2 protein-coding genes are annotated in these 18513 nt (G+C 73.2%); both read right to left on the minus strand.

Translation table 11 applies throughout. The features are described 5' to 3' along the window. Nucleotides 1–70: 70 nt before the first annotated feature. On the minus strand, nucleotides 71–481 hold the full coding sequence (panD, locus tag ACZ63J_RS07590; RefSeq protein ID WP_465339757.1) for an aspartate 1-decarboxylase: 411 nt from the start codon (nucleotides 479–481) through the stop codon (nucleotides 71–73). Beyond that, a complete protein-coding gene (locus ACZ63J_RS07595) occupies nucleotides 466–18498 on the minus strand; it encodes an amino acid adenylation domain-containing protein (RefSeq protein WP_465398513.1) in 18033 nt (6010 codons plus the stop codon). The genes panD and ACZ63J_RS07595 overlap by 16 nt, the downstream gene beginning before the upstream one ends. Between the last annotated feature and the right edge of the window lie 15 nt (nucleotides 18499–18513).

An 18513-nucleotide genomic window follows, 5' to 3' on the forward strand; every position in this document is an offset into this window, starting at 1 on the left:
GGCACACCTTATTTAGGTGAGCCTGCCAAAAGCAACCATCGCGACCGACCTGTGTCCACGCCCACCTGCGTCAGTTCCGACCGGACAGCTGGGCTTCCGCGCCAGGAACCGGCTCCGCCGGGTCGTGTCCCAAGTGGACCTGCCGGTTCTCGGCGTCGACGTGCACCACGCGCGGCCGGTGCCGGGCGCGCTCGGCCTCGTCGACCTGGGCGTAGGTGATGATGATGACCAGGTCGCCGGGGTGCACGAGGTGCGCGGCCGCGCCGTTGACACCGATCACGCCGGTGCCCGGCTCGCCGGTGATGGCGTAGGTCTCCAGCCGGGCGCCGTTGGTGATGTCGACGACCTGGACCTGCTCGCCCTCGACGATGTCCGCGGCGGCCATCAGGTCGGCGTCGATGGTCAGGGACCCGACGTAGTGCAGGTCGGCCTGGGTCACCGTGGCCCGGTGGATCTTGGCGTTCATCAGGGTGCGCTGCATCGGTTTCCTTGGTTGTCGGTCAGCAGGGCGGCGAGCCCGGCCGCGGTGGGGGTGCGGAAGAACTCGGCGATCGGGAGCTCGGTCCCGAGCCGTTCGGTGATCCGGTTGCGCAGGACCACCAGCAGCATCGAATGGCCGCCGAGGGTGAACAGGTCGTCGTCGGCGCCGACGGCGTCGACGTCCAGTACCTCCGCGAAGACTTCGCAGAGGGTCTTCTCCAGGGGTGTGTCGGGCGCCCGGCCGCGCCGCTCGAACTCGGGCGCGGGCAAAGCGGCCTTGTCGAGCTTCCCGTTGGGGGTCACCGGAAACGCGTCGAGCGGGACGATCGCCGCGGGCACCATGTACGCCGGCAGCGAGCGGGCCACGAACTCCCGCAGCCGCGCGGGATCGGCGTGGCCCGGGGTGGTGTAGGCGACCAGCTGCTTCTCCCGGTCCTCGCGGACGACGACCAGCGCCTGCGCGACGTCGTCGTGCCGGGTCAGGGCCGTCTCGATCTCGCCCGGCTCGATCCGGAAGCCGCGGACCTTCACCTGGTCGTCGGTGCGGCCGAGGTACTCGAGCTGCCCGTCCGGCCGCCAGCGCACCAGGTCGCCGGTGCGGTACATCCGCTCTCCCGCCGGCCCGAACGGGTCGGCGACGAACCGGTCCGCGGTGAGCGCGGGCCGGTCGTGGTACCCGCGGGCCAGCCCGGCGCCGGCCAGGTACAGCTCGCCCGGCACCCCGGCCGGGACCGGGGTCAGGCCGCCGTCGAGGACGTACGCCCGCGCGTTGTGCACCGGACGCCCGACCACCGGACGTTCGCTGTCACCGATCCGCGCGACCAGAGCGTCCACAGTGGCCTCGGTCGGCCCGTAGAGGTTGTACGCCTCCGTGCCGGGGAACGCGCGCAGTTCCTCCCACAGTGATGGAGAAACAGCTTCGCCGCCGACACCGACCACGCCCAGCGCGCACTTGCCGTCTTCGACGACTCCGGCCGCAGCCAGCTGCGCGAAGTGCGACGGCGTGAGCTCGAGGAAGTCGAGACCGCGGTCGCGCACCACGGCGGCCAGCCGGTCGGGATCGCGGCGGGTTTCGTCGTCGACGACGTGCACCTCGTGCCCGTCGAGCAGCCACAGCTGCGGCTGCCAGGAGGCGTCGAAGAAGAACGCCCACGCGTGCCCGACCCGCAGCCGCCGTCCGCCCGCGGCGGCCACCGCCGGGCGGTAGAGCGTCTCGCGGTGGCTGTGGAACAGGTTGACCAGCCCGGAGTGCGGGACGACCACACCCTTGGGCTTGCCCGTGGAGCCGGACGTGTACAGCACGTACGCCGGGTTCGCGGGTGACGGCGGGGTCAGCGTCGCGGCACTGTCCACAATGTCCTCGACGAAGAGCGCACCGGGAACCGGCGAGGCCGAGGCGCGGCTCGTCAGCACCAGCGCGGCACCGGCGTCGGCGAGGATCGCCGAGATCCGCTCCGCCGGCTGGTCCGGATCCACCGGCAGGTACGCCGCGCCCGTCTTGAACACGCCGAAGATCGCCTCGACGACCGCCGCCGACCGCGGCAGCACCAGCGCGACGACCTGCTCGGGACCCGCGCCGTGCGACGCCAGCCACCGCGCGAGGCGGTCGGTCCGCGCCGCGAACTCCGCGAAGGTGACGCTGCCGGAAGCGTCGCTCACCGCGGTCGCTCCCGGGGTCGCCGCCACCTGCGCGGCCAGCCGGTCGACCACCGTCGGCGCCGCGGTGGTCAGCGGCTCGCCGGCGCCCCAGTCGTGCAGGATCCGCCGCCGCTCCCCGGGCTCGAGGACGTCGATCCGGCTCAGCGGCCGGTCGGGATCCGCGACGACGGCCGCCATCAGCCGCACCAGTCGCTCGGTGAGCGTCCGCGCGGTCGGCTCGTCGAAGAGGTCGAGGCTGAACTCGAGGTCACCTTCGATGCCTTCGGGGGTTTCGACCAGGTCGAAGGACAGGTCGAACTTCGCCTGCCGCAGCCCGGTGTCCCGGTAGGCCGCATCCAGCCCGAGCAGCCGCTCCTGCTCGGCACCCGAGTGGTAGACGGCGAGCATGACCTGGAACAGCGGGTGCCGGGCCAGGGACCGGGCCGGGTTGAGCAGCTCGACGAGGTGCTCGAACGGCAGGTCCTGGTGGGCGTACGCGGCGAGGTCGGCCTCCCGGACGCGCTCCAGCAGCTCCCGGAACGTCGGGTCGCCGCCGGTGTCGGTGCGCAGCACCAGCGTGTTGACGAAGAACCCGGCGAGGTCCTCCAGCGCGTGGTCGGTGCGGCCGGCCACCGGCGTGCCGAGCGGGATGTCGGTGCCCGCGCCGAGCCGGGTCAGCAGGGCCGCCAGCGTCGCCTGCAGCACCATGAACGTGCTGGTGTTGCTGCCGAGGGCCAGCTCCCGCAGGCGGCGGTGGATCTCGGCGGGCACGGTGAACGGCACCACGCCGCCCCGGTTGGTCGAGCGCGCCGGGCGCGGCCGGTCCGCCGGCAGCGCGAGCTCGTCCGGGAGCCCGGCCAGGGTGTCGCGCCAGAACGCGGCCTGGCGGCCGAGGAGGCTGTCCGGGTCGTCGGCGCGGCCGAACATCTCCCGCTGCCACAGCGTGTAGTCCGCGTACTGCACGGGCAACGGCGTCCACTGTGGACGTTCACCGCGCAGCCGCGCGGCGTACGCAGTGTCGAGGTCGCGCTTCAGCGGCGGCAGCGACCAGCCGTCACCCGCGATGTGGTGCACCAGCAGCACGAACACGTGCCGCTCGGGACCGGCCGACACGAGCGTGGCCCGCACCGGGATCTCGGCGTCGAGGGTGAAGCAGTACGACGCCGCGGCGGTGACGCTCTCGTCGAGGTCGGCTGCCGGTTCCGCGACCAGCACCGGCCGCGCGCGTTCGTCGCCCGGGTCCAGCACCACCTGACGGGGTGTGCCGTGGTCCTCGGCGAGGATCGTCCGGAGGATTTCGTGGCGGGACACGACATCCCCGAGCGCCGCCCGCAACGCATCGGTGTCGACCGGCCCGGTCAGCTCCCACGCCCACGGGATGTTGTAGGTCGCGCTCAGCCCGTCGAGGCGGTCGAGGAACCACAGGCGCTGCTGGGCGAACGACAGCGGCAGCACCTCGGGCCGGTCCGCCGGGACCAGCGCGGGGCGGCTCTCACGGCCCCGGTCGAGCAGCGCGGCCAGGCGGGCCGGGGTCGGCGCGTCGAACACCGCCCGGATCGGGACTTCGACGTCGAGCAGCGCGCGGATCCGGCTGACCAGCCGCGTCGCCAGCAGCGAATGGCCGCCGAGGGTGAAGAACCCGTCGTCCGGGCCGACCCGTGGCACACCCAAGACGTCGGCGAACAGCTCGCACAGCGCCTGCTCGGCCGGGGTCCGCGCGACCCGGTCCGAAGTCCGGACCTCGGGGTCGGGCAGGGCGGCGCGGTCGAGCTTGCCGTTGGCGTTCAACGGCAGCTCCGGCAGCACGACGATCGCCGACGGCACCAGGTGCTCCGGCAGCCGCGCCGTCAGCGACGCTCGCAGCGCGGCCGGGTCGCCCGACGGTGCGACGTAGGCGATCAAGCGGTTGTCGCGGGCGATCACCGCCGCGCGGGCCACCGAGGCGGTCAGCACGGCTTCGACCTCACCCGGCTCGACGCGGAAGCCGCGGATCTTGATCTGCTGGTCCGCGCGGCCGAGGAACTCCAAGGCGCCGTCGGGGCGACGGCGGACCAGGTCGCCGGTGCGGTACATCCGCTCCCCCGGCTCGAACGGCGACGCGACGAACCGCTCCGCCGTCAACGCCGGCCGGCCGAGGTAACCCCGCGCGAGCCCGGCGCCGGCCAGGTACAGCTCCCCGCGGACGCCCGGCGGCACCGGCCGCAGCGCGGCGTCGAGCACGTGCGCGCGGGTGTTCGCGACCGGCCGTCCGATCGCCACCGGACCGCAGACCTGCACCAGGCTGTCCCCCGCGACCTCCGAACAACCGTAGAGGTTGACCAGCTTCGCCGACGGCCACTTCCGCGCGACCTTCTCGGCGAGAGCCGTGGAAAGCGGCTCACCACTGGTGATCCACGTCGTCACGGAGTCGAACGCGCCGTCGGCCGTGTCCTCGGCGAAGCTGTCGAGGAGGCTCGGCACCACGGTCAGCACCTGCGCGCCGGACGTCCGCACCAGCTCGGCGAGGGCGTGCGGATCGGTGGCCGTCGTGTCGTCGGCGAGGACCACGGGGTCGCCTGCGACGAGCCCGCCGAGCAGCTCGGTCGAGCCGTCGATGAACGTCAGCGCGCTCTTCGCGACGCGCACGCCTTCGGCGACCGCGCGACCCCAGTGCAGCCGGTTGGCCAGCGCGCGCTGAGTGCCCGCGACGGCCTTCGGGCGGCCGGTGGAGCCGGACGTGAAGATCACGTACGCCAGCCTGTCCGGGCTGATCGACGGCCAGGAAGCCGGTTCTTCACCACGGGATCCGGGCCGGACCAGCCGGTCACCGAAGCCGTCTTCGGCGATGACCAGGTGCGGATCGGCGTCGGCCAGCATCAGCTCGACGCGCTCGGCCGGGTGGTTCAGGTCCAGCGGCAGGTACGCCGCGCCGGTCTTGAGCACCGCCAGGAGCGCGGTGACCAGCTGGGCTGACCGCGGCAACGCGACCGCCACCACCCGTTCCGGTCCGGCGCCGCGCGCGAGCAGCGCCCGGGCCAGTTCCGTCGCGCGCGCGTCCAGCTCGGCGTAGGTCAGGTGTTCGCCGCCGAACACCAGTGCCGTGGCGTCCGGGGTGCGGGACACCTGCGCGGCGAACAGCTCGGCGGGCGTCTCCGCGGGCAGGGGCGTCGCCGGGTCGGCGGCGAGCTGCTCGTGCTCGGCGGCGGTGAGCAGGTCGATCGCGCCGATCCGGGTGTGCGGGTCGGCGACGGCGGTCCGCAGCAGCGCCCGGAGCCGGCCGAGGATCGCCTCGACGCTCGCGCGGTCGAAGACGTCGCTGTTGTACTCGGCGGTGCCGTGGATCCCGGCCTGGTGGCCGGGCCGCTCGCCGACGAAGAACGTCAGATCGGCGCGGGCGGTGCCGGTGCGGACCGGTTCCTCCGCGACGGTCAGCCCGGGGAGTGTGAGGTCGGCGACGGCGTTGTTCTGCCAAGCGAGCATCGTCTGGAACAGCGGGTGGTACGCCAGTGACCGCACCGGGTTCAGCGCCTCCACCAGCCGCTCGAACGGGACGTCCTGGTGGGCGTAGGCGTCGAGGCTGCGGTCCCGCACCCGCGCAACGAGGTCGCGGAACGACGGATCACCGCCGGTGTCCACACGCAGGACCAGGGTGTTGACGAAGAACCCGACGAGGTCGTCGAGCGCCTGGTCGGTGCGGCCCGCGATGGACGTGCCGATCGGGACGTCGGTGCCCGCGCCCAGGCGGGTGAGCACCGCGGTGAGCCCGGCGTGCACGACCATGAACACACTGGCGCCGCAGGCGCGGGCCAGCTCGACCAGTCCACTGTGGAGCTCCGCGTCCCAGCCGAACGCGAACTGCTCACCCTCGTACGACGCCTCGGCCGGGTGCGGCCGGTCGGTCGGCAGCTCGATCCGCTCCGGCAGGCCCGCGAGCGCCTCACGCCAGTAGGCCAGCTGCGGTTCGATCACCGGCTCGCCGAGGACGTCGCGCTGCCACAGCGTGTAGTCCGCGTACTGCACCGGCAGCGGAGTCCACTCGGGAGCGGCACCGGCCTGCCGGGCGGTGTAGGCCGTTGCGAGGTCACGCCACAGCGGCGCGGTCGACCAGCCGTCGGAGGCGATGTGGTGGAACACCAGCACCAGGACGTACTCCCGGCGGCCCAGGCGGAGCAGCTCCGCGCGCAGCGGGACTTCCGACTCCAGCTCGAACACCGTGCCGGCCACTTCGGACACCGCCTCCGCGAGCGTCCCTTCGGTGACCTCACGGGTGTTCAGCGGAATCTCGACGTCGTCGAGGACCTGCTGCCGGGCTTCGCCGTCGATTTCGGGGAAGACGGTCCGCAACGCCTCGTGGCGTTCGACCACATCGGACAGTGCGACGCGCAGCGCCTCGGTGTCGAGGTCGCCGGTCAGCCGGACCGCGGTCGGCATGTTGTACGTCGCCGACGGGCCTTCGAGCCGGTGCAGGAACCACAGCCGCTGCTGGGCGAACGACAGCGGCAGCACGTCCGGCCGCGGCTCGGCGCGGACCAGGGCGGGCCGGGCGGCCGTCGAGTCCGAGGTGGCCAGGAGCGCGGCGAGCCCGGCGACGGTCGGGGTCTCGAACACCGACCGCACCTGCAGCTCGACGCCGAAGACCGCGCGCACCCGCGCGACCAGCCGCGTCGCCATGAGCGAATGCCCGCCCAGGGCGAAGAAGTCGTCGTCGACCCCGATCGAGGACGCGTCGAGGACTTCGGCGAACAGTCCGCACAGGACTTCCTCGACCGGGGTCCGCGGCGCCCGGCCGGCGGTGACCGCCTGCTGGTCCGGGCTGGGCAGCGCCCGCCGGTCGAGCTTGCCCGACGCGAGCAGCGGCAGCCGGTCCAGCACGACGAACGCCGAGGGCACCATGTACTGCGGCAGCCGATCCCGCACGTGTGCCCGCAGGGCGGACACCAGCGCGCTCGTGTCCCGCTGCCCGGCCGGGTGGTTGCCCAAGGTCGCCAACGCGGCCCGCACCGGACGCGCGCGGTGGATCCGCGTCGGCTCCCCCGTGGTGAACACGACCTCGAGCGCACCTTCGTGCGTGGGTGCCGCGTAGACGCGGTACCCGGAATCCTGCAGCCGCTCGAAGTCCACTCCGGACGGCTCGGCGTCCAAAGCGGACAGTGCCGCGTCGGCATCACCGGCGGCGAGCGCGGCGACCGCGGCCAGCTCGCCGGACAGCCGCGCGTCCGGCACTCCGGTGACGCGCAGGCGGGCCGGACGCTCGGCAAGCAGCCGCTCGAGCTCGTCGACCGAGGTGAACGCGACGACGTCCTCCTCGACCGGCGCCGGCTTGGGTGCCTTCCGCAGGACGACGTCGTAGCGGTGCCGGGTCAGCTCGTTGTGGGCGCTGCCGCGCTTGACCCACAGGTCGACGTCGTCGAACCCGTCCAGGCCACGGGCCAGCGCCGGGAAGAAGTCCGGATCGAGCACCAGCTCGCCCTCGCGCGCGATGGCCTGGTCGACCGCGGCCGCGTCGCGGCGGCCGTGGCGCAGCTCGGTCGCCGTGCGGAACGCCCGCAGCGAACGCAGGTTCCGGATGTCGCCGAGGAAGATCACCCCGCCCGGCCGGACCCGCGCGGCAGCCGTGCGGACGACCTCGGCGAGGTAGTCGACACTCGGGAAGTACTGCGCGACGGAGTTGATGATCACCGTGTCGAACGGCTCGCCCGGCAGGTCCCCGAGGTCGTGCGCCGGGCGGGCCGCGACGTGGACCTTGTCCGCGAACGGCGTTGTCGCGAGCTCCCGCCGGAGGTTGGCGATCGCCTTCTCGGACAGGTCGACACCCCAGTACTCCTCGGCGTCCGGCGCGATCCGGGACAGGATCAGGCCCGACCCGACACCGATCTCGAGAACCCGCTTCGGCTCGAGCGCGCGGATGCGGTCGATCGTCGCCGCGTGCCACTCCCGCATCTCCTCGAGCGGGATCTCCGAGCCGTCGTAGCTGGAGTTCCAGCCGGTGAAGTTTTCCTCCAGCCCGCCGGCCGCCGCGTCGGTGAAGACGTTCTCGTGCAGCTCGCGCCATTCACCGACGTGGTCGAGCTCGGCTTCTTCGTCCCGGCCGGCCGCCGGGACGGCGTAGGCGATGAGCCGCCCGTCCCGCGCCAGCACCACCGACTGCCCGACGGCCGGGTGCTCGGTGAGCACGGCCTCGATCTCACCCGGCTCGATCCGGTACCCGCGGATCTTGACCTGGTCGTCGGCCCGGCCCAGGAAGACCAGGCGGCCGTCCGGCAGCCACTTCACCAGGTCACCGGTCCGGTAGAGCCGCCCGCCGAAGCCGAACGGGTCCGCGACGAACCGCTCCGCCGTCAACCCGGGCCGCCCGAGGTAACCGCGGGCCAGCCCGGAGCCGGCGAGGTACAGCTCGGCCACCACTCCGGGCGGCACCGGCCGCAGCCCGGCGTCGAGCACGTACGCCCGGGTGCCGGGGTCGGGGATGCCGATCGGGACGACCGTCGCGTCCGCGAGCTCGACCGGGTCGCTCTCGCCGAGCGTCGAGTTGGTCGTGGCCTCGGTCGGCCCGTAGGCGTTGAACATCCGGCGGCCCGGCGCCCACCGGCGGACGAGGTCCGGCGACACGCGCTCGGTCCCGGCCAGCAGGACGCTGTCCCGCGGGAGGTCGCAGTCCGCGGGCATGGCGTCGAGCAGCGCGGGCGGCAGGATCATGAAGTCCACCGCGTGCCGGTGCGCGTACTCGGTCAGCGCGGGCCCGGCGACCCGGCGCTCGGCCGGTACGACGACCAACCGGCCACCCGAGAGCAAACCGAGGCACAGGTCCCAGAAGGCGACATCGAAGCTCGGCGACGCGAACTGCAGCACCCGGCTGTGCGGGCCGATGCCGAACCGCTCGACCTGCGTGGCCACCAGCTTCGCGACCCCCGAATGCTGGAGGACAACCCCCTTCGGCCGACCGGAAGAACCCGACGTGTAGATCACGTACGCCGCGTTCTCGGGCTTGACGGCCACGGCGGGGTCCTCGGTGGACGTTCCGGCGAGCGCCGGGTCGTCCAGCAGCACCCGGGGCACCCCCGCGGGCAGCTTCGCGTCGATCTCCCGCGTCGTCACGACGCAGACCGGTCCGGCGTCCTCGACCATGTAGGTGATCCGGTCGCCGGGGTAGTCGACGTCGATCGGGAGGTATGCCGCGCCGGCCTTGAGCACGGCCAGCTCGGCGACGATCATCTCGACCGACCGCGGCACGGCGAGCGCGACCACCCGCTCGGGCCCGGCGCCCCGCTCGAGCAGCAGGTTCGCCAGCTGGTTCGCCCGCGCGTCGAGCTCGGCGTAAGTGAGCTCGACGTCCTCGAAGACCAGCGCGACGGCGTCCGGGGCCTCGGCCACCCGGCGGGCGAACAGGCCGGGGAACGTCTCGGTGCCGGCCGGTTCGAGCGACCCGGCCCACCGGGTCAGGACCTGCTCCCGCTCGTCCCCGGCGAGCAGGTCCAAGGCCGCGACCGGGCGGTCCGGCGCGGCCAGCGCCGCGCGCAGCAGGACTTCGAGGCGGCGCAGGATCGCGTCGGCGCTCGGGTGGTCGAGGACGTCGGTGTTGAACTCCAGCACCCCCGCGATCCCGGCTTCGCGTTCGGTCAGCGAGATCGACAGGTCGAACTTCGACGTCCCGGTGGTCACCGGGATCTCGGTGACGGTCAGCCCGGGCAGCGTCACCTCCGCGCGGGTGTTGTTCTGCCCGGCGATCATCACCTGGAACAGCGGGTGGTACGAGAGCGACCGCGCGGGGTTGAGCAGCTCGACGAGCCGCTCGAACGGCACGTCCTGGTGGGCGTAGGCGTCGAGGTTGCGCTCGCGGACCCGCGCCACCAGGTCCCGGAAGGACGGCTCGCCCGCGGTGTCGACGCGCAGCACGAGCGTGTTGACGAAGAACCCGACGAGGTCGTCGAGCGCCTGGTCGGTGCGGCCCGCGATGGGCGAGCCGATCGGCACGTCGGTGCCCGCGCCGAGGCGGGTGAGCAGCGCGGCGAGGGCCGCGTGCACCACCATGAACACACTCGCGCCGGACTCCCGCGCCAGCTCCGTGAGCCGGGCGTGCAGCTCGGCGTCCCAGCTGAACGTGTGCAGCTCACCGCGGAAGGTCGCGGTCGCCGGGTGCGGCCGGTCCAGCGGCAGCTCGATCCGGTCGGGCAGGCCGTCCAGCGTGTCACGCCAGTAGTCGAGCTGGGCGCTCAGCACGCTGTCCGGGTCGTCTTCGCTGCCGAGCAGGTCCCGTTGCCACAGCGTGTAGTCCGCGTACTGCACCGGCAACGGCGTCCACTGTGGACGATCGCCGCGCTGCCGGGCGGCGTACGCCGTGGCGATGTCACGCCAGAGCGGGGCCATCGACCAGCCGTCGGAGGCGATGTGGTGGAACACCAGGGCCAGCACGTGCTCGCGCTCGCCCAGGCGTAGCAGCTCCACGCGCATCGGCGCGTGCCGTTCGAGGTCGAAGGAGCCGCGGACCAGACCGGTCAGCGCGCGGTCGAGATCGGTCACCTCGCGCACCGGAAGATCCACGTCGGCGGCCGGGAGGACGTCCTGGTACGGCACACCGTCCCGCTGCGGGAACCGCGTCCGCAACGCTTCGTGGCGGGCGACCACATCGGACAGTGCGGTGCGCAGCGCCTCGACGTCGACTTCACCTTCGAGGCGCATGATGAGCGGGACGTTGTAGGTGGCGGACGGGCCTTCCAGGTGGTGCAGGAACCAGAGCCGCTGCTGCGCGCCGGACAGCGGCACCAGCGCCGGCCGGGCCACCGGGACCAGCGGCGGGCGCGCGGTCCCGCTCCCGGTGGCGAGCAGCCCCGCGAGGCCGGCGGCGGTCGGCGTCTCGAACACCGACCGGACCTCGAGCTCGGCGTCCAGCGTCGTGCGGATCCGGGCGATCAGCCGGGTGGCCAGCAGGGAGTGGCCGCCGAGGGCGAAGAAGCTGTCGTCCGGGCCGACCCGCGGCAGGCCGAGGACGTCGGCGAACAGCTCGCACAGCTGCCGTTCGACCGGGGTGCGCGGTTCGCGGTCGGACGTCGGCGCGACCGGGTCCGGCGAGGGCAGGGCGCGGCGGTCGAGCTTGCCGTTGGCGGTCACCGGGAGCGCGTCGAGCACCACAATCACGGAGGGGACCATGTGCTCCGGCAGCCGCTCGGCGGCCCGGGCCCGCAGGTCCGCGGTCAGCGTGCTGATCCGGCGGAAGCGGCCGGGGTTGCCGGTGTAGGACAGCAGCGGCCCGGCGCCCGGCCGGAAGGCACCGGCGGGGTCTCCGGTCGTGAAGAGCACGTCCACCGAGCCGTCGCCGGTCGCGGACCAGGTGACGACCGTGCGGTAGCCGTGCTCGTCACCGAACGCGTACCAGTCTTCGGGGTTCACGCCGCCTGGCGCGGTGCGGCCGTTCGGAACACGCTCGATCCGGCTCGGACCGGCTACCTCGTCCACAGTGGACAGGTCGGTGCCCCACACGAGCGCGGGGACTTCGGCTGCCGCGGCCGAGCCGGGCCGCAGGACAACGTCGTAGCGGTACTGGGTCAGCTCGTTCACCGCCCGGCCGCGCTTGACCCGGATGTCCGCGGTGACCCCGTCGAGCCCGGCGAAGAACTCGGGCGCGACGAGGAGCTCCTTCTCCCGCAGCAGGTTCTGCTCGACGTCGCCCCCGCGCGCTTCGGCCACCGCCGTGTGGAAGGCCCGGACCTGGCGCAGGTCGCGGACGTCGCCGACGAACAACGACCCACCCGGCGCGAGCAGGTCGAGGGCCTTGCGCAGCACGTCCAGCAAGTACGTCCCGCTCGGGAAGTACTGGACGACGGAGTTGAGCACGATCGTGTCGAAGAACCCGGCCGGCAAGCCGCTGACGTCGGCGGCGTCGCCGGTCCGCAGTTCGACACGGTCGGCGAGTGCGGGGTCGGCCGCGACCCGGCGGCCCAGCGACGCGATGACCTCGGCGGAGAAGTCGGTGCCCCAGTAGGACTCGCAGTCCGGGGCCAGCTCGGTCAGCAGCAGGCCGGTGCCGACGCCGAGCTCCAGCACCCGCTTCGGCTGTAGCGACCGGATCCGCGTGACGATGGCGTCCCGCCACTCCCGCATCTCTTCCCGCGGGATCGGTTCGCCGGTGTAGCTGGAGTTCCAGCCTTCGAACTCGTCGGCCGCGCCCGCGTACATCGAGTCGTAGAGTTCGCGCCACTCACCGACCTGCTCGGTCTCGTCCACCGAGGACAGTTCGGCGGGCACGACGTACCCGACGAGGCGGACGTCGCCGGGCCGGTCCTCGCGAGCCACGACCACCGCGTGGGCGACGTCGTCGTGCGCGGCGAGGGTCGCGGCGATCTCGCCGGGCTCGACGCGGAAGCCGCGGATCTTGATCTGCTCGTCACCGCGGCCGAGGAACTCGAGGACACCGTCGGCGCGGAACCGGGCGAGGTCGCCGGTGCGGTACATCCGCTCCCCCGGTTCGAACGGCGACGCGACGAACCGTTCGGCGCTCAGCCCGGGGCGGCCGAGGTAACCCCGGGCCAGCTGGACGCCGCCGAGGTACAGCTCACCGGCGGTGCCGGGCGGGACCGGGCGCAGGGCGGCGTCGAGGACGTAGGTCCGGGTGTTCCACACCGGACGTCCGATCGGGACGGTCGTGTCCTCGGGGGACGTCCGCCAGGAGGTGACGTCGACCGAGGCTTCCGTGGGTCCGTAGAGGTTGTGCAGCTCGGCGTCCAGGACCTGGCCGAACTGGACGACCGCGTCGGCGGGCAGGGCTTCGCCGCTGCACAGGACCCGGCGCAGGCCGATGCACTCCCTCGCAGCCGGCTCCTGCAGGAACACCTGCAGCATCGACGGGACGAAGTGGACGGTCGTGACCCCGCGGTCGCGGATCAGCCGGGCGAGGTAGGCGGGGTCCTTGTGGCCGTCCGGCCGGGCGACGACCTCGGTGGCGCCGGTGATCAGCGGCCAGAGGAACTCCCAGACGGAGACGTCGAAGCTGGACGGCGTCTTCTGCAGCACGCGGTCGCCGGCGGTCAGGCCGTACTCGGCTTGCATCCAGAGCAGGCGGTTGACGATGCCCGCGTGCGGCACGACAACACCCTTGGGACGGCCCGTCGAACCGGACGTGTAGATGACGTACGCGGGGTTCTCCGGCCGGAGGACGACGTCGAGGGGCGCGTCCGAAACTCCGTCAAGCAGGGGCAGGTCGTCGGCCAGGACCAGCGCCGGGGCGGCGTCTTCGAGCATGAACGCGATGCGGTCGGCCGGGTAGCCGGGATCGACCGGCAGGTAGGCCGCGCCGGTCTTGAGCACCGCGAGGATGGCCGTGACCAGGTGTGTCGAGCGCGGGAGTGCCAGTGCGACGACGCGCTCGGGCCCGGCACCACGCTCGGCGAGGACGCGGGCGAGGCGGTTCGAGACGGCGTCCAGCTCGGCGTAGGTCAGCTCTTCGTCTTCGAAGATGAGCGCCTTGGCGTCCGGGGTGCGCGCGACCTGGGCGGCGAACAGCTCGGGCACGGTGACCGCGGGGACGTCCTCGACGGTCCCCGACCAGATCGCGGGCAGGGCGTCGCGTTCGGCCGGGGTGAGGACGTCGAGGCCACCGAGGCGGCGGTCCGGCGCGGAGACGACCTGGCGCAGCAGGACTTCGAGGCGGTCGAGCAGGCCGGTCACCGTCGCGCTGTCGAACACCTCGGCGTTGAACTCGGCCTGGCCGTGGATGCCGTCGGCGCGCTCGGTGAAGGAGAACCAGAGGTCGAACTTGGCCGTGCCGGTGCCGACGGGCTGCTCGGTGACGGTCAGCCCGGGCAGCTCGACACCCGCGCCGGGGGTGTTCTGCCACGCGAGCATGGTCTGGAACAGCGGGTGGTGCGCCAGCGACCGCGCCGGGTTCAGCGCTTCGACGAGCCGCTCGAACGGGACGTCCTGGTGGGCATACGCATCGAGGCTGCGGTCCCGCACCCGCGCCACGAGGTCGCGGAACGACGGGTCGCCCCCGGCGTCGACGCGCAGCACGAGGGTGTTGACGAAGAACCCGACGAGATCATCCAGGGCCTGGTCGGTGCGGCCCGCGATCGGGGTGCCGATCGGGATGTCGGTGCCGCCGCCGAGCCGGGACAGCAGCGCGGTCAAGCCCGCGTGCACGACCATGAACGGGCTCACGCCGCACGCCCGCGCGAGGTCGGTCAGCCCGGCCTGCAGGCCGGCGTCCCAGGCGAAGGTGAAGAACTCGCCGCGGTAGGCCGACACCGCCGGGTGCGGCCGGTCGAGCGGGAGCGGGATGCGTTCGGGCAGGCCGTCGAGGGCCGTGCGCCAGTAGTCGAGCTGCGTGGCCTCTTCGGTGTCGAGCAGTTCCCGTTGCCACAGCGTGTAGTCCGCGTACTGGACGGGCAGCGGTGTCCACTCGGGAGCTTCCCCGCGCAGCCGGGCGCGGTAGGCCGTGGCGATGTCGTGCCAGAGCGGAGCGAGGGACCAGCCGTCGGCGGCGATGTGGTGCACGACGAGGACCAGAACGTGCCGTCGCGCGTCGACGGTCAGCAGCGCGGCCCGCACCGGGACGCCGGCGCCGAGGTCGAACACGTCACGAACCAGGCTGTCCACTTCGGAGTCCACATCGGACACCGGGCGGACGCTCAGCTCCACTTCGGCTTCGGGGAGTATCTCCTGGTAGGGCACGCCGTCGGCGGTCGGGAACACCGTCCGCAGGGCCTCGTGCCGCCCGAGGACGTCGTTCAACGCGGACCGCAGCGCCTCGACGTCCAGCTCACCGGTCAGCCGCATGACGAGCGGGACGTTGTAGGTCGCCGACCCGCCTTCCAGCCCGTGCAGGAACCACAGCCGCTGCTGCGCGAACGACAGCGGCAGCCGCTCGGGCCGTTCGGTGACGCGGGTGAGCGGGTGCCGCTCGGTGCCGGTGACGGCGCCGGCCAGCAGGTCGGCGAGCGCGGCCGGGGTCGGGGCGTCGAACACCGCGCGCACCGGCACCTCGGCGCCGACCGCCGCGCGGATGCGCTGGATCAGCCGGGTCGCGAGCAGCGAATGGCCGCCGAGGGCGAAGAAGTCGTCGTCCGGGCCGGCCTGCGGCACCCCGAGGACGTCGGCGAACATCTCGCACAGCAGCTGTTCGACGGGGTTGCGGGGCGCGCGGCCCGGCCCGGCGGTGAACCGCTCCGGGCTCGGCAGGGCCTTGCGGTCGAGCTTGCCCGACGCGAGCACGGGCAGCTTGTCCAGCACCACGAACGCCGAGGGCACCATGTACAGCGGCAGCCGGTCGCGCACGTGGGCACGCAGGGCCGCCACGAGCGCGCCGGTCTCCCGGCGGGCGGCCGGGTTGTTGACGTACGACGCGGGATTGGCCCCCTGGCCGCGCGTCGGCCGGTAGGCGGCGGGCCCCCCGTCGCCTCGGGTGTAGACGGCTTCCAGCTCACCGGCCGCGGCCGCCCAGGTCACCGCGACCCGGTACCCGGCCCGGTCGCCGAGCCGGTGCAGGTCCTCCGGGTCGACGCCGTCCCGGCGGTCCAAGGCCTCGAGCGCCGCGGACAGGTCGCTCGTGTCGAGGGCGCGCACGGCGGCCAGCTCCCCGGCCAGCCGCGCGTCCGGCACCCCGGTGACCCGCAGCCGCTCCGGCGCCTCGGCGGCCAGGAACCGTTCCACCGCCCCGAGATCACCGAACGCGACCACCTGCTCCTCGGCCGCGGGACGCCTCGGCGCCTTGCGCAGGACGACGTCGTAGCGGTGGCGGGTCAGCTCGTTGTGCGCCTCACCGCGCTTCACCCACAGGTCGACGTCGTCGAAGCCGGCCAGGCCGCGGGCCAGCGCCGGGAAGAAGTCCGGGTCGAGCACCAGCTCGCCCTCGCGGGCGATCGCCTGGTCGACCGCGGCGACGTCACCCCGCCCGTGCCGCAGCTCGACGGCCGTGCGGAACGCGCGCAGCGAACGGAGGTTGCGGATGTCCCCGAGGAAGATCGTCCCGCCCGGCGCGAGCAGCCCGGCCGCGGTCCGGACGACCTCGGCGAGGTAGTCCGCGCTCGGGAAGTACTGCGCGACGGAGTTGACGATCACGGTGTCGAACGGCTCGGCCGGCAGCTCGCCCAGGTCGTGGGCCGGGCGGGCGGCGAGATGCACCTTGCCGGCCAGCTCCGGGATCGCGGCGACCTCACGCCGGACGTTCTCGACCGCGCTCTCGGAAAGGTCGACACCCCAGTACGTTTCGGCGTCCGGCGCGATCCGCGAGAGGATCAGGCCACTGCCGACGCCGATCTCGAGGACCCGGTTCGGCCGCAGCGACCGGATGCGCTCGATCGTCGCCGTGTGCCACTCCCGCATCTCCTCGAGGGGGATGTCCGAGCCGTCGTAGCTGGAGTTCCAGCCGGCGAAGTTCTCCTCGATCCCGGTCGACCCGGCGAGCATCTCTTCGTGGACGGCGTGCCATTCCTCGACGTGCCCCTGCTCGGCGGCCGGGTCGCGGTCGGGCACCGGCACGGCGTAGGCGACGAGCTGCCCGTCCCGCGCGACGACGACCGACTGGCCGACCCGCGGGTGTTCGGCGAGCACCGACTCGACCTCGCCCAGCTCGATCCGATACCCGCGGATCTTGACCTGGTCGTCGGCCCGGCCGAGGAACACGAGCCGGCCGTCCGGCAGCCACTTCACCAGGTCGCCCGTGCGGTAGAGCCGGCCGCCGGAGCCGAACGGGTCGGCCACGAACCGCTCCGACGTCAGCGCGGCGCGCCCGAGATAGCCCCGGGCCAGCCCGGATCCGGCGAGGTACAGCTCCCCCACCACACCGACGGGCACCGGCGCGAGGAAGGCGTCGAGGACGTAGGCACGGGTGCCGGGGTCCGGGACGCCGATCGGCACCGCCGAGCCCGGCGCGACGTCGGGGTCGCAGAGGCCGAGCGTCGAGTTGGTCGTGGCCTCGGTCGGGCCGTAGGCGTTGAACATCCGCCGCCCCGGCGCCCAGCGCCGGACCAGCTCCGGCGAGACGCGTTCGGTCCCGGCCAGCAGGACGCTGTCGCGCGGAAGGTCGCAGTCCTCGGGGAACTCGGCGAGCAGCGCAGGCGGAAGGATCATGAAGTCGACACCCTGGGCGTGGGCGTACTCGGCCAGCTCGGGGCCGGGCACCCGCCGCTCTGCGGGGACGACGACCAGCCGGCCGCCCGAGAGCAGGCCGAGGCAGAGGTCCCAGAAGGCGACGTCGAAGCTCGGCGACGCGAACTGCAGCACCCGGCTGTGCGGGCCGATGCCGAAGCGCTCGGTCTGGGTGGCGACCAGCTTCGCGACCCCCGCGTGGGACACCACCACACCCTTGGGCCGCCCGGTCGAGCCGGACGTGTAGATCACGTAGGCTGCGTTGGCGGGCACGATCTCCGCTTCGGGATCCGTCGCCGGCGTGTCGTCGAGACCGATCTCGTCCAGGAGCAGGACGTCGCCGTCGAAGCGGTCGGCCAGCTCGCTCGTGGTCACCACGCACACCGGGCGGGCGTCGGACACCATGAACGCGATCCGCTCGGCCGGGTAGTCCTGGTCAAGCGGCAGGTACGCGGCGCCGGCCTTGAGCACCGCGAGCTCGGCCACGATCATCTCGACCGAGCGCGGCACGGCGAGCGCGACCACCCGCTCCGGCCCGGCGCCGCGGCCGATCAGGACGTGGGCGAGCCGGTTCGCGCGGGCGTCGAGCTCGGCGTAGGTCAGCTCCTCGTCTTCGAAGACGAGCGCGACGGCGTCCGGCGCCTCGCGGACCCGGGCAGCAAACAGCTCCGGCAACGTCGACAGCGGCGTGTCGACGTCCGTGTCGTTCCACTCCTCGAGGATCCGGCGCAGCTCCGGCTCCGGCACCAGGTCCAGCCGCGCGACCGGCCACTGTGGACGTTCCAGCGCGGCGGCCAGGAGGTGCTCGAGGTGGCCGAGCATGCGGTCCACAGTGGACTCGTCGAGGACGTCGGCGCGGTAGTGCACCCCGCCGGTGGTCAGGTTCAGGTCGAGGGGCCGATCCGTCTCGGCGCCGAAGCCGATGTTGACGAGCATCGATCCGCCACGACCGGGCTCGGGCCGCAGCTCGGCGACGAGGTCACCGAACGGAACCCGGTGAGCCCACGCTTCTTCACGCGCCGCGCGCACGCGCTCGACCACTTCGGCGAACCCGGGCGCACCCCCCAGGTCGACCCGCAACGGCACCAGCGCGCCGATGCCGACGACCACGTCCGAGGTCCCCGCGTAACGGGACAGCAGCACCGTGAAGGCCGCGAGCACCGTCAGCTCGTCGACCGCCGGGGGCGACCAGGCCAGCCGGGCCGGCACGGGCTCGGCCGGGTACGGGCGGTCGACCGGCAGCGGCAGCTCCTTCGGCGCCGACGCGAGGCGATCACGCCAGAAACCGAGGTCCGCGACCTGCTGCACAGCGTCACCGTTGCTCACCGGTAGACCAGCCTC

This window comes from Amycolatopsis sp. NPDC104863, assembly GCF_055582965.1.